The sequence below is a fragment of the Fructobacillus sp. ESL1129 genome (genome assembly GCF_058507945.1).
This window is the reverse complement of the sequence record NZ_CP196668.1, coordinates 577,269-591,770: the sequence shown is the minus strand read 5'-3', so window position 1 is coordinate 591,770 and position 14,502 is coordinate 577,269. Positions and strand designations below refer to the sequence as shown.

The 14,502-nt window shown below is 42.1% G+C and carries 6 protein-coding genes; all 6 read left to right on the top strand.

Going from position 1 to position 14,502, the window contains the following annotated elements; genetic code table 11:
* Positions 1 to 79 precede the first annotated feature (79 nt).
* The 6 genes from ACSYSL_RS02795 to ACSYSL_RS02770 all read left to right on the top strand — a co-directional run bounded on the left by ACSYSL_RS02795 (position 80) and on the right by ACSYSL_RS02770 (position 14,491).
* Positions 80 to 2,908 carry a glycoside hydrolase family 68 protein gene (locus ACSYSL_RS02795; protein WP_491709002.1) on the top strand — a complete coding sequence of 943 codons (2,829 nt, stop codon included), beginning with the start codon at positions 80 to 82 and terminating at the stop codon, positions 2,906 to 2,908.
* A 165-nt stretch (positions 2,909 to 3,073) separates the two neighbouring features.
* A complete protein-coding gene (locus tag ACSYSL_RS02790) occupies positions 3,074 to 6,373 on the top strand; it encodes a glycoside hydrolase family 68 protein (RefSeq protein ID WP_491709001.1) in 3,300 nt (1,099 codons plus the stop codon).
* A gap of 148 nt (positions 6,374 to 6,521) precedes the next feature.
* Positions 6,522 to 7,076, top strand: coding sequence for a KxYKxGKxW signal peptide domain-containing protein (locus ACSYSL_RS02785; RefSeq protein ID WP_491709000.1), 555 nt, complete (start codon positions 6,522 to 6,524; stop codon positions 7,074 to 7,076).
* Positions 7,076 to 10,648 carry a glycoside hydrolase family 70 protein gene (locus ACSYSL_RS02780; RefSeq protein WP_491708999.1) on the top strand — a complete coding sequence of 1,191 codons (3,573 nt, stop codon included), beginning with the start codon at positions 7,076 to 7,078 and terminating at the stop codon, positions 10,646 to 10,648. Before ACSYSL_RS02785 ends, ACSYSL_RS02780 begins: the two co-directional genes overlap by 1 nt.
* Positions 10,649 to 10,842: 194 nt before the next feature.
* Positions 10,843 to 13,647, top strand: coding sequence for a glycoside hydrolase family 68 protein (locus ACSYSL_RS02775; RefSeq protein WP_491708998.1), 2,805 nt, complete (start codon positions 10,843 to 10,845; stop codon positions 13,645 to 13,647).
* 190 nt (positions 13,648 to 13,837) lie between these two features.
* The gene (locus ACSYSL_RS02770) at positions 13,838 to 14,491 is read left to right on the top strand and encodes a hypothetical protein (RefSeq protein ID WP_491708997.1); all 654 of its coding nucleotides are present in this window, start codon (positions 13,838 to 13,840) and stop codon (positions 14,489 to 14,491) included.
* The last annotated feature ends 11 nt before the right edge of the window (positions 14,492 to 14,502 follow it).

The following is a 14,502-nucleotide window of genomic DNA, read 5'->3' as shown; positions in this document are numbered from 1 at the left end:
TGTAATTTGTTTGTAATTAATATTGGTTTAATATGGTCAGAGTAAAAATATTAGGGCTTATTTTTAAACGGAGAACATAATGTTAGTAAATCATAACCATTCATCATCTTTGAATCGCGTAAAGATGACAATGACTGTTACTAGTACAGTCATTTCGATTATTTTAATGCACGGGGTGCAGGCGAATGCTGATAGCACTACTGCAAGTCAACAAACAACACAACAAGCAACGACAAATAATACGACATCAAATGCAACCGATTCTAGTACGTCAATGACGACAAATGGATCGTCCAACGTTGATACGAGTAAGAATACTGATTCGAACAGCTCGACTTTAGCTGCTTCTCAAACCGTTACGAACACGAACCAGCAATCCGTTTCGGGATCAACAACAGATGCAGCGAAGACAACGACGAAGGATCCCGCTAAACAAGCCGCAAATGCTGGTAATTCGTCAAGCACGAACGTTAGCCAGCAACAAGCAAGTGCTAATTTTAACGAATCAACGGCAAGCACCGCTTATTTGATGAAGGGTGTTAATGTCTATGATGCAACGACCGGAACCACTGTCAAGCAAGTTACAACAGATAATAACATTCAAATTTTACGACAAGCTGATAGTACCGATGGCCGTGTTTTTGTTGAGCTGAAGGATAGCAAGGTTATTGGCTACGTTGATGCGGCTGCTATTCAGTCAACGCCTCAAGTTGTCAACGATGATAATGGTGTGACGCACTACACGCGTGCAGATCTTGACTCAATTATTGACTCGTTAAACAATTCGAATGTTTGGGCACCAAAGGTGGAATCTGGAACCTTAAACTCAGACATTACCGGTTTGGCGTTACATAATAACCAAACAGGTGAAGACGTCAAATTAAAAGTCTGGGATTCATGGCCTGTCGAAAATCAGGACGGAACAGTTGCTGACTATCATGGCTATCGTCTAGTAGTTGGGTTAACAGCGCCAGCTGACAATAGTACGGATTGGTACTACGGCAAAATGGGACTGTTTGCACAAAAAATTGGTGGCAGTGATGACATTTCTTCTTGGCAATATTTGGGAAATGTTTTTAACACGTTCGGTGAAGGAGCAGATCTAACCAATGACCAGTACCTAAAGTACATGGAAGCTGAATGGTCTGGTTCGACTGTAATGGTGAATGCCAATGATGACTCGCTTCGTTTCTTCTACACGAATTATGGAACGAAGGGACAAATTTTAACCACTGCGAAAGTCTATGTTGAACCCAAAGATTCATTTGACTGGAACTCTGGCCTAATCATTGATCACAGCAAGACGACCGACCACAAGTCCATTTTTGCTGGTGATGGTTCGACCTATCAAACGGCTGCCCAAGACGGTGGTTTTTTGACGAGTTTTGGGGATGCCATTGCGTTGCGTGATCCGCACGTTGTGTACAGTGGTGGAGAAGCTTATTTGGCCTTTGAAGGCGCTACCGGTTTGGATGATGGCTACCAAGGTGTGAACAACATTTACAACAAGGCTTACTACGGCATGTCTGATACTGACTTTCAAAAGTCACTCCAATACTTCCTAAATAACAAGGGAAGTGCCGCCTATGATAAGGCTGTTCTTGGGAACGCCGCCATTGGAATCGTTAAATTGAAGGATGATTATACGGTTTCACAAATTGAAAAGCCAATCGTAGCTTTCAACGGAATCACCGATGAGGTCGAGCGTCCTAACTTGTTTGAACGGGATGGTAAGTGGTATCTCTTCGTGACTGCTCACGGTTGGCACATGTCAACCGACAATGTTCGCATCACTCTGGGGGAAAATGGCCAAATGAATTACATGTTTGGCTTCGTTTCAGAAGATGGTATCTTGGGACATTACAAGCCGTTAAATGGTAATGGCTTAGTTCTTGCCAGTGATAACACGGGTAAGGATTATACGTATTCATTCCTTGTTGTTCCTAATTCTGATAATAGCAATCGCTTTATCGTGACCTCTTATTTGGATGTGCGTACATTTGGTGCTTCATTCGAAATGGAGATTAATGGCGACCAAACACGTATCATTAATGACCGGGTTTATAACCAAGGTGCGTTGACTGCTGATGGGCCTACCTACGCGGTGTCACCGCAAACAAATCACCAATTCTCTGGTTACATTTATGATGGTTCACCAAAGAACGGTGGCTACCGCTGGTATGAAAACAACCAGCCGTTTACCGGATTCCAATACTACACCGGTGCTTACTACTGGTTTGAGGATGGGGTTCGACAAAATAATTCATGGCACGAAGCCTGGGGTAAGTGGTACTATACCGGGGATGATGGTCGTGCTGTTCAGGGTATCCAAAACATCAACGGTCAAACCTTCGACTTTGGAAATGATAATACCTACTACATGCGGTCTTCTGGCTATCTTTACGATGGTTCACCTGCCAATGGTGGCTATCGTTGGTATGAAAATGGCCAACTATTTACTGGTTTCCGTTTTTACACCGGTACCTTCTATTGGTTCATTGACGGTGTTCGTCAAAACGCAGGTTGGCGTCAGGCTTGGGGATTGACGTATTATACGGACGGTGATGGTCGTGCTGTTCAGGGCTTGCAGTGGATTGATGGCAAACTCTATAATTTTGGAACGGATAATACTTTCTATGTACGTCCTCTAGAAGGGTATATCTGGGATGGTTCTCCAGCCAATGGTGGCTACCGTTGGTATGAAAACGGTGAACTTTTCACTGGTTTCCGTTACTACACCGGTACTTACTACTGGTTCATCGACGGTGTTCGTCAGAACGCCGGTTGGCGTGAAGCATGGGGCTACAAGTACTACACTGATCAAGACGGTCGTGCTGTTCAAGGATGGCAAAATATAGATGGTGTTGATTATTACTTCGGCGATAATAACACTTACTATTTGAGATAATTAAACTTAAAAGTCTTTAAAACGAAAGTTTTAAAGACTTTTTTATAGCGCTTTATAAACAATAAGATTAACCCTATATTAAATAATTTTGCATTGGTTTGTTCAATATGTGATAATTACATTGTTTGACTTATAGATATAAATAGTGTTATGAAGGTAATATAAATGCGTATAAAAATGTTTAAATCCGGTAAAAAATGGTGCACTATGATGGTGGCTATTGCCGGTCTTGCTGTTGGAATGACGATGACTGCCTCTGCAGATGGTGTGGGCAGTTCCGTTAGTGATAACGCTTCAACAAGTGTTTCTGGCACAACAAGTAACACAGCACAGGACAGTGCTAATAAGACGACTACTGGTGGTACGACTAACACATCTAGTTATCAAACTGGCAATAGCGTATCGAACCAGACGGCAGCTAAGAATCAAGATGGTTCTAATCAAGCAGCTGCTGCCACAACTGACGAAAAAACAGACAGTCAGGGAGTGAATGCTTCAGTAGTACAGAGTCAAGGAACGAATGCTTCTTCGAACTCAACGGTTAATAATAGTATCAATACAACTAAAAAAGACCCATTGAATAAAACGGATGAGACTTTTGATGGATTGAATACGCAATTTAGTCACGTCAATAAAGGGACTAAGTTATATGCCAACGCTACGACTAATGATGCTGTTGACACAGTTAAAGATGATAATGTTGAGATTGACTACATTTCACAGAACAGCTATGGAAACCGTGTACTGGTAAAGTTCCGTCAAAGTCAAGTTATTGCTTTTGTTGACAAGGATGCCCTTTCAGCAAATGTGATTACAACAAATGATAGTTATGGTGAGTCGCATTTTACTCGTGCGGACATGAACGCCATTCCGGATGCCACCAACGATTCAAAGTATTGGGCACCCAAAATTAGTAGTGATGATTTAAAGAAGGAAATTCCTTCGGCCTACCAAACGAATGCTGACGGTAGCCAGACCAAACTACGTGTATGGGATTCATGGCCTGTGCAAGACGTTAACGGTGCAGCGGCAGACTACCATGGGTATCATTTGGCAGTGGGATTAGTTGCGGATGCAGCTGGTACCGAACATTGGTACGATGCCAAAATGGGGTTGTTTGCCCAAAAACTGACTGATAACACTGATGATATTGCTAGTTGGCAATACCTTGGCTATGTTTTCAATAAAAAGGCTGAAGGTTACAAGTTTGATGGAAGTGATCGTTACTTAGAAGAAACATTATCAGAATGGTCTGGTTCAACGGTCATGATGAATGCTAATGATGATTCATTGCGCTTTTTCTACACAAACTTTACAGCTGAAGGTCAAATTCTAACAACTGCTAAGGTGTTTGTTGAAGGGAAAGACGGTAGCTGGAATAATGGTTTGACCATCGATCACAGCAAGACGACGGATCACAAGAGTATTTTCGTGGCAGACGGTAAAGTTTACCAGAACGACTCGCAAGCCGGTGCTACCATGGATAACTTTAGTGATGAAGTTGCTCTTCGTGACCCACATTTCGTTGTTGATAATGGGCAAGCCTACCTCATTTTTGAGTCAAATACTGGCCCAGATACTGGTTTTCAGGGGGCCAATAATCTTAATAACGAAGCCTATTTTGGTAGCGAAGGAACAACTTATCAAAATGACAAGTTATCATTGGAAGGTAATAAGTTAGCTTTCAATAAAGCTTATTTGGCTAATGCCGCACTAGGGGCTGTCAAGTTGAACGATGACTTTACTGTCAAGTCCATTGAAAAGCCGTTGATTACTGCGAATGCAGTAACCGATGAATTGGAACGACCAACCGTATTCGAACATGATGGAAAGTGGTATTTGTTCACTGCTGCCCACGGTTGGCACCTTGCTTCTACCAATGGTTATATTACCCACGGAGCAAACGGTAGTGCTGAGTACCTGTTTGGTTTTGTTTCTGAAGATGGAATCCTTGGTCACTATAAGCCCCTAAATGGTAACGGCCTTGTCTTGACTAGTGATGTTAATCCAAAGACACCTGGCTACACGTATTCCTTTTTGGTTATGCCAAATACGGATGGTAGTAATCGTTTTGTGGTAACCAGTTACTTGGACAGTAAGACCTTTGCACCAAGCTATGTGCTTGAAATCAATGGGGACCAAACGCAGGTGATTAATGACATTCTCTTGTCACAGGGTGCTCTTACCATGGACTCAAAGATCTATCAAACGGTTGCTCAGAAAAAGGGTGATGTAACTGGTCTGTATAAGGAAGCGCCATTAGATGGTTTCCCATCTTCATGGTACGAAAATGGTGAGCTATATACCGGAGTCCGTTCATTTGAAAATCATGAATATTACTTCGACAAGGGAAGTGCTAAGACAAATTCATGGATTAACTTTGACGGTCAAAAGTACTATGCTTCCGACAATGGTAGTTTTGTTACTGGTTGGACCAACATCGATGGAAAAAACTACTGCTTTAATTCCAATTATGAATTGCTTACTAATCAAAAGTTGACGTTGAATGGACAGGAAGTTTGGGTTGATGGGAATGGTGTTGCGACGCCAGTAACCCCAACTCCTGACCCAACTCCAACTCCTGACCCAACACCCACACCAACTCCTGACCCAACACCTACTCCAAACCCTGAGCCAACCCCAACTCCAACACCCGAGCCAACACCGGCTCCACATCAAGATCATACCGGCTGGAATGGCTATCTATTTGATGAAGATGTCAATGATTGGCGTTGGTTCGAAAATGGTCAATTGTTTACCGGTTTCCAATACTATACAGGTACTTACTATTGGTTCCAAGATGGTAAGCGTCAAGATAACGCATTCCACGAAGCCTGGGGTAAGACTTACTATACGGATGGTGAAGGACGAGCCGTTCAAGGAATTCAAAACATCCATGGTCAAGAACTAGACTTTGGAAATGATGGTACGTTCTACCTACGTTCATCTGGTTATCTTTGGGATGGATCGGCTGAAAACGGTGGGTACCGTTGGTACGAAAATGGTCAGTTATTCACTGGCTTCCGATATTACGCCGGCACATACTACTGGTTTATCGATGGTGTTCGACAGAATGCTGGTTGGCGCCAAGCATGGGGCTACACTTACTATACAGATAACGATGGACGAGCCGTACAAGGAACACGCTTTATCGATGGTATTCTCTATAACTTCGGTGATGACAATACGTTCTATGAACGTCCATTGACAGGCTATATTTGGGATGGTTCTTCCCAAAACGGTGGTTATCGTTGGTATGAAAATGGACAGTTGTTCACTGGTTTCCGATTCTATACTGGAACTTTCTACTGGTTCATCGACGGTGTTCGACAGAATGCTGGTTGGCGTGAAGCATGGGGTTATAAGTATTACACGGATAATGATGGTCGTGCCGTTCAAGGTTGGCAAAATATTGACGGACAAAATTACTACTTTGGTGATGATTATACTTACTACATTCGTTAATTTGAAAAGTCTGACTTTTTTAGTCAGACTTTTTTGTTATGTATAAGAAAGTTTTTTCTTTTTAATTTTGATATAATCTTACAGTGAACTAAATTAGGAAAAACTGATTAAGTTTTTTATTTTAAATGAAGTAGGGAAAGGCAAGTAAATGCAAGAACATAAACGACATGTAAAAATGTACAAAGCTGGAAAAACATGGTGTATGGCCGCAGTTACAGTAGCAGTAGTAGCTGTGTCTGGGATGACCACAGTACAAGCTGATGATAGTTCTCAGGGAACTAATAACAATTCAGCCAATACTCCGGTAGCTGTACAAGCTCAGAATGACAATCAGCTAACTGATAATCAATCAAATAAAGATGAATCAACATCAACACAATCTGATAACAAACAATCGTCAGATGATAAAAATAAGGATAATCAGGCTGATAACAGCCAACAAGGTCAAGTAGAGACAAATAGTACTACTCAAACTGCAGAATCATCAAATATAGAAACAACTGCAACAAATAACTCAACAGTTAGCAGTACTAACGAACAAAATGACTTTGCAAACCATAATCATTTTGTGTCAAAAGACGCTACCTCAGTTGACAATGTAGATGGATATATAACTGCTGATGCCTGGTACCAACCAAAAGATATTTTAAAAAATGGCCAAAACTGGGAGCAAGTACGACTAACGATCGTCGCCCAATTTTGATGGCATGGTGGCCAAATAAGGCTACCCAAGCCGCATATATTAATTTTATGGTCGATAATCATATAGTAGATGGTGCCCATGTTGATGCGAACGCCGATCAAAGTAACTTGAATTCACGTTCTCAAGCTATTCAAGTATCTATAGAAAAAAGAATTAGTAGTGAAAATTCAACTGATTGGTTAAAACCACTATTTAGCCAATTCAAAAGTTCTCAATCAGACTGGAATTCCACAAGTGAAAACCCTAATAGCGACGGTTTTCAGGGTGGATTCATCGGCTATGAAAATAGTGACAAAACTCCTAATACTAATTCTGATTATCGTGAAATGAATCGAACACCCACACGACAAGATGGGACACAGAAGTATTTTGATGATCCATGGGAATATGGCGGATCTGAATTCTTATTGGCAAATGATGTTGATAATTCCAACCCAGCAGTACAAGCAGAACAATTAAATTGGCTTCATTTTTTGATGAACCTTGGTAGTATAACTGCTAATGATGCTGATGCAAATTTTGATAGTTATCGTTTTGATGCAGTTGATAATGTTGATGCTGATTTGTTAAATATTGCCACAGATTATATGAAAGCCCATTTTGGAATTGATCAGAGTGAAAAAAATGCCAATAATCATTTTTCAATTCTTGAAGACTGGAATATCAATGATTTTAGATATGTTAATGATCAGGGTAACAATCAATTATCCATGGACCAAACAGTTCTTCATAATCTAGTTAATGGGTTGGAAAATAAACCTAACCAACGTGAGAAGCTAGATGATTTCTATAAGAAAACGTACATTGATCGTCAAAATAATAATACAGAAAATGTTGCTGAACCAAACTATTCATTTGTAGCAGCCCATGATTCTGATATTCAATGGATGATTAATGATATTTTAAAGGATCTTTATCCGGGAACTGAAACACTAAAGGCAACGAGAGAACAGTTTGATAAGGCATTTGAAATTTATAATAAGGATCGTACATTAGCTGATAAGAAATATTCTAAATATAATGTTCCATCGGCTTATTCATTACTTTTAACCAATAAAGATACAGTTCCTCGTGTTTATTATGGTGACTTATATGTAGATAATGCTCAGTACATGTCTGAAAAATCGCCATATTTTGATGCAATCACTCAGTTAATGAAGGATCGTGTGAAGTATGTATCTGGTGGTCAGGCTATTCAAAGTGATACTCAGAATGTAAAAACTGGAGAAGTCCAAAGCCGCGCTTGGGATATGTTAACTTCAGTTCGCTATGGGAAGGGATTAATGAATGCTTCGGATCAGGATTCATCAAATAATTCTCAGCGTACTGATGGGATTGGAACCATTGTAAGTAACAATCAAAATTTTGCTTTAGCAGATGGTGAAGAAGTTGTGCTACATATGGGTGCTTCTCATAAAAACCAAATGTTTCGGGCATCATTATTAACTACACGAGATGGGTTGAAAATTTACTCTTCTGACGAAGGTGCACCAACAATGCAAACAGATGCAAACGGTGATCTTCATTTTGATAATTCATGGATATATGGCGTAACAGATCCTCAAGTTTCTGGCTATTTAGCAGTATGGGTCCCCTGCGGAGCACCATCTAATCAGGATGTACGTTCTTTTGATAAACTATCGGATGAGAGAAACGCAGATGGGCGATCAAGTCATTCAAACGCTGCTTTTGATTCAAATTTAATTTTCGAAGGCTTTTCTAATTTCCAACCTGTTCCAACAACTACCGAAGAAGCATCTAATGCACAAATTGCCAAAAATGCTGGTTTATTCAAGGAATTAGGTGTAACTAGTTTTGAATTTGCACCACAATATCGTTCTGCTAATGATGATAGTTTTATAGACTCAACGATACAAAACGGTTATTCTTTTACTGATCGATATGACTTAGGATTTGATAATGCAGATGGTACACCAAATCCAACAAAGTATGGAACAATCGATCAATTACGTCAGGCAATAAAGGCAGTACATGCGCAGGGAATTCAGGCAATGGCTGATTTTGTTCCTAATCAGTTATATGCCCTTCCTAAGCAAGAGGCTGTTACAGCATCAAAAGTTAATTCATTTGGACAACCAATTGCTGGTTCAGAATTACTTCATGGCGTTTATATTGCTAATTCCATGAGTAGTGGATCAGACTTTCAGTCTGTTTATGGTGGTAAATACTTGAAGGAACTTCAAGAAAAGTATCCACAGTTGTTTACACGTGCTCAAATTTCAAATGGGAAAACTTTGCCAACAGATGAACCAATCACACAATGGAAAGCAAAGTATCTTAATGGAACGAATATCCAAGGAAAGGGTGCTTTCTATGCTTTGATGGAGAAATCATCAGGTAGGTACCTAAATATATCCGATGGATCAACATTCTTCTTGCCAGATTCCCTTTATTCAGCTGATGATGCTGCGGCCGCCAAGAAAGCCGCAGATGAAGCAGCTGCAAAGAAAGCCGCAGACGAAGCAGCCGCAAAGAAGGCCGCAGATGAAGCAGCTGCAAAGAAAGCCGCAGACGAAGCAGCTGCAAAGAAAGCCGCAGACGAAGCAGCCGCAAAGAAGGCTGCAGATGAAGCAGCTGCAAAGAAAGCCGCAGACGAAGCAGCCGCAAAGAAGGCTGCAGATGAAGCAGCCGCAAAGAAGGCTGCAGATGAAGCTGCTGCAAAGAAAGCCGCAGACGAAGCAGCCGCCAAGAAAGCTGCAGACGAAGCCGCTGCCAAGAAGGCCGCAGATGAAGCAGCCGCCAAGAAGGCCGCAGACGAAGCAGCTAAGCATGCTGGTTGGAATGGATATCTTTACGATGATGATGTAAATGGTTGGCGTTGGTTCGAAGATGGGCAACTTTACACTGGTTTCCGCTATTATGCCGATACTTACTACTGGTTCCAAGATGGTGCCCGTCAAGATAACGCCTTCCACGAAGCCTGGGGGAAGACGTACTATACTGGAGCAGACGGACGAGCCGTACAAGGCATCCAGAATATCAACGGTCAAGAACTAGACTTTGGTAATGATGGTACGTACTACTTGCGTTCAACTGGCTACCTCTGGGATGGTTCAGCTGAAAATGGTGGTTATCGTTGGTACGAAGATGGACAACTATACACTGGCTTCCGTTACTATGCCGGAACCTTCTACTGGTTCATCGATGGTGTTCGTCAAAATGCCGGTTGGCGTCAAGCATGGGGCTACACTTACTACACGGATAACGATGGACGTGCTGTACAAGGTACACGCTTTATCGATGGTAAGCTCTATAACTTCGGTGATGACAACACGTTCTTTGAACGTCCTTTGACAGGTTATCTCTGGGATGGTTCCGCTGCTAACGGTGGTTACCGTTGGTACGAAAATGGTGAACTCTTCACTGGTTTCCGTTACTACACCGGTACTTACTACTGGTTCATCGACGGTGTTCGTCAGAACGCCGGTTGGCGTGAAGCTTGGGGCTACAAGTACTACACTGATGGTGATGGTCGTGCCGTTCAAGGATGGCAGAACATCGATGGTCAGAACTGTTACTTTGGTGATGACAATACCTACTATTTGCGTTAATTAACCTTAAAGATCTAGGAAATTTCCTAGATCTTTTTTTGTACAAAGAAAAGACTGTCAATTTATTTAAAAGATAAAAGGGTAGCTTTAGATAAAATGAATATTAATTGAAAATAAAAAAATAACCTGTATAATTTTTATTGTATGTCTAATAATTCACTTGTAAATTAGAGAGAGTATTTTGAGGTTAGGGAATGAAGAAACATGTCAAAATGTATAAAGCTGGTAAGAAGTGGTGTATTGCTACTGTTACCGCTTTATCAATTGTCGCTGCTTCGGGAATGGCAGCCAGTGCGGATGATGGTCAGCAAACGAATCAAGCTGGGCAACAGAGCCAAAGTTTACAGGGTACTGAACAGCAGCAGTCAAATGCTGATACACAGTCAACCACTGCACAATCTGTGAGCGGGACTAATCAAACGGTAAGCGCTGATAATAAACAAACTGATCAGCAGAAGGATACGGTTAATAATCAAGTTAACCAATCAACGAATGCTGACCAGAATGCTTCCAATAATGGGACTAAAACAGAAGCAGCTAAGTTGCCAACAAACACTTATGAGCAACCACGTCAGGGTCTGCAAATCGACTTTAACGATAATGGGACCGCAACAGGTTATTTGATGAAGGGGACGAAGCTCTACGCAGACGTAACCGGCGAAACCTTAGTTGATACGGTGGCTGATAACAACGTTGTGTCATCTGTTCAAGCAAATGTTGTCAACGGTCGTGTTCTTGTAAAGATGCGTCAGTCAAATACGGTTGCTTATGTTCAACAATCTGATGTTCAGAGCCAGCCGCAAGATGTCAATGATGATGACGGTTTATTACACTTTACCCGTCATGATATGAATACCATCGTGGATTCACTTGACGATTCAACCAAGCGGGCCCCTCAGTTTGAGTTCAGCTCTTTAAGCAAGGATGTTGCCAATGTATACGAACCTGACCAAAAGACAGGGGAGATGGTTAAGCAGCACATGGGCGATTCTTGGCCAGTCACTAACCCGGATGGCACACCGGCGAATTATCACGGTTATCATTTAGCTGTTTGTTTGGTTTTCGGTGATGATTGGCAAGGTAAAATGGGCTTGTTTGCTCAACGTATCGATGCCAACAACCAAGATATTTCCACTTGGCAATACTTAGGTTATGTCTTCAATTCATTTGGTGAAGGGCGCGATCCAAAAGTACAAGACCAGTACTTGGATAGGATGCAGCAAGAGTGGTCTGGTTCAACCGTAATGTTGCACCCCGAAGACACAACAATTCGTTTTATTTATTCAAACCTCTACCACTGGGAACCGTTGCAACAAACGCTGACCACTGCACAAGTGTCAGTTGAGCCAAAGGATGGGAATGATTGGAATAGTGGTTTGACCATCAACCATGCGAAAGCAACGGATCATAAGACCATTTTTGCTGGCGATGGCGATATCAATCAAATTAATTACACCAACGTTGATAAGTTGCCAAAGTTTGACGACTGTAACGCCATGCGTGATCCTCATCTTGTGTTTGATGGTGACCAGATGTACGTTGCCTTTGAAGCGAATACAGGCTACAAAGTCGGTTTCCAAGGAATCAATAATTTCTTTAACCAAGCAAACTATGGCATGTCCTTTGAAGATTACAAGAAAGAACAAGCCCGTCTTTTGAGTCACAAAGATAACCGTGAGTATGACATGGGCTATCTTTCAAACGCTTCGGTTGGTTTGGTGAAGTTGAATTCGGATTATACGGTCGCATCGATTGAAAAACCCTTGATGGTTGCCAACGCTGTGAATGATGAAATCGAACGGCCAGTCTTGTTTGAACACGCGGGTCGTTGGTACCTATTCGTAGTAACCCGCGGTTGGCATTTTGCGACTGATAACCCCCGGATTGCCTGGGGATCAGATGCTCAATATCAGTCATTTTTGCTGGGTTATGTATCGGATGATGGGATTCAAGGACACTATAAAAAGTTGAACGGAAACGGCATTGTTTTGAGTAGCGACTTTAAGGGCGGAACAGAAACTTATTCTTTCTACCCAATTAACAATGGTGATGCCAATAACAACCGTTTTGTGGTGACTGCCTACCTGACTTTTAAAACATTTGCACCAAGTTATATCCTAGAAATTGATGGTGACAACACTCGTATTATTAACGATCGAGTCCTTGACCAAGGTGCTCTGGTCGACAATGGTCATTATTACCCAGCCCGGGCTCAAGATAACTTAGAACTAAATGGTTATATTCAGGATTACAATGGCGATTGGCGTTGGTACGAAAATAACCGCGTGTTTACTGGATTTAAGTTCTATACTGGTGCCTATTACTGGTTCCAAGATGGTGTCCGTCAGGATAATTCTTTCCACGAAGCTTGGGGGAAGACATACTATACCGGTGCAGATGGTCGTGCTGTGCAAGGAAAACAAGTTGTTAACGGAATCACGTTAGATTTCGGTGATGACGATACCTATTACCTCCGTTCATCCGGTTACCTTTGGGATGGTTCTGCCGAAAACGGTGGTTACCGTTGGTACGAAGATGGTCAGCTTTATACCGGTTTCCGTTACTATGCCGGTACTTACTACTGGTTTGTTGATGGCGTTCGCCAGAATGCTGGATGGCGTGAAGCTTGGGGATACAAGTACTATACCGATGGTGATGGTCGTGCCGTTCAGGGTAGCCGCTTCATTGATGGAAAGTTGTACTACTTTGGTAATGATGGCACCTACTTCTCTCGTCCATTGACGGGATACCTATGGGACGGATCACCTGCCAACGGTGGTTACCGTTGGTACGAAAACGGTGAGCTCTTCACTGGCTTCCGTTACTACACTGGTACTTACTACTGGTTCATTGATGGTGTTCGTCAGAACGCCGGATGGCGTGAAGCTTGGGGCTACAAGTACTACACGGACGGCGATGGTCGTGCCGTACAAGGTTGGCAAAAGATTGATGGCGTTGACTATTACTTCGGTGATGACAACACATTCTACTTGCGTTAATCGTTCAATTCTTTGGAATTTGTCTCTATTAGTTGTACAAACTCTCAAGAATAGGTGCATATTTTTTGAAAGAAACCGATTCGTCGGTTTCTTTTTGTTATGGTTTTCTTAATGCTGATAAATTGGGTTGTCTTCACCAATGTCCAGTGATTATAATGAAGGGTGCGTTAAAAAGGAGAAGTATTTAATTATGTCAAAGAAAAATAAGAAAATTCCAAATACTGGCAAGAAACACCATGTATTCTGGATAGCGTTCATTGTACTGGTTCTCTTAGTAGCTGTCGGGGCTGTACTTACGATTTCCCGTCCCAAGCAAAAGAGTAAGAACACGCAGCTCACGAGTCAGCAACAGTCCCTGCTGGCTAAGGGGGAGAGCTCTCAAAATAGTAAGACTTCCCAGAAACAACAGGTAGTTAAGCCAACGTCGACGGACTATGGTTTCGATGTCTATCCAACGGGCGATTCCCAGCAAATTACTGATTTGAAGAAGCGCACGGATAGCAAGGTAAAGAGTATCCAAGCCTATATCAAGCAGCAGTCGGTTGGACTGCCCATGACGGCTGGAACGATTAAAGCTGCTTCGAAGGAAGACAGCAATGCGGCTTTCCAAAACGGCATTACGTTCTGGCGCAGTAAGTTGACCATTGATGGCAAGTTGCAGAAGGTCGTGGTGGCCGACATTGGAAGTGGCGCCTACGAGGTCTTCACTGCCAAGCCAACGGATAAGAACTACAGCTTTACGTATTCTGGTAGCGAGAAAGTCCAGGGTGTTGATAACCTGGACGCGATTTCGCAAGATAGTCAGACACAGCACTATTATGATCAGGATGTGTCGACTAAGTAGGTAGGGATGCT

What these genes read in the sequence shown, in the direction of transcription:
- ACSYSL_RS02775 (WP_491708998.1), top strand. Translation starts at nt 10,843, where the DNA reads ATGAAGAAACATGTCAAAATGTATAAAGCTGGTAAGAAGTGGTGTATT.
- ACSYSL_RS02795 (WP_491709002.1), top strand. Translation starts at nt 80, where the DNA reads ATGTTAGTAAATCATAACCATTCATCATCTTTGAATCGCGTAAAGATG.
- ACSYSL_RS02785 (WP_491709000.1), top strand. Translation starts at nt 6,522, where the DNA reads ATGCAAGAACATAAACGACATGTAAAAATGTACAAAGCTGGAAAAACA.
- ACSYSL_RS02780 (WP_491708999.1), top strand. Translation starts at nt 7,076, where the DNA reads ATGGCATGGTGGCCAAATAAGGCTACCCAAGCCGCATATATTAATTTT.
- ACSYSL_RS02790 (WP_491709001.1), top strand. Translation starts at nt 3,074, where the DNA reads ATGCGTATAAAAATGTTTAAATCCGGTAAAAAATGGTGCACTATGATG.
- ACSYSL_RS02770 (WP_491708997.1), top strand. Translation starts at nt 13,838, where the DNA reads ATGTCAAAGAAAAATAAGAAAATTCCAAATACTGGCAAGAAACACCAT.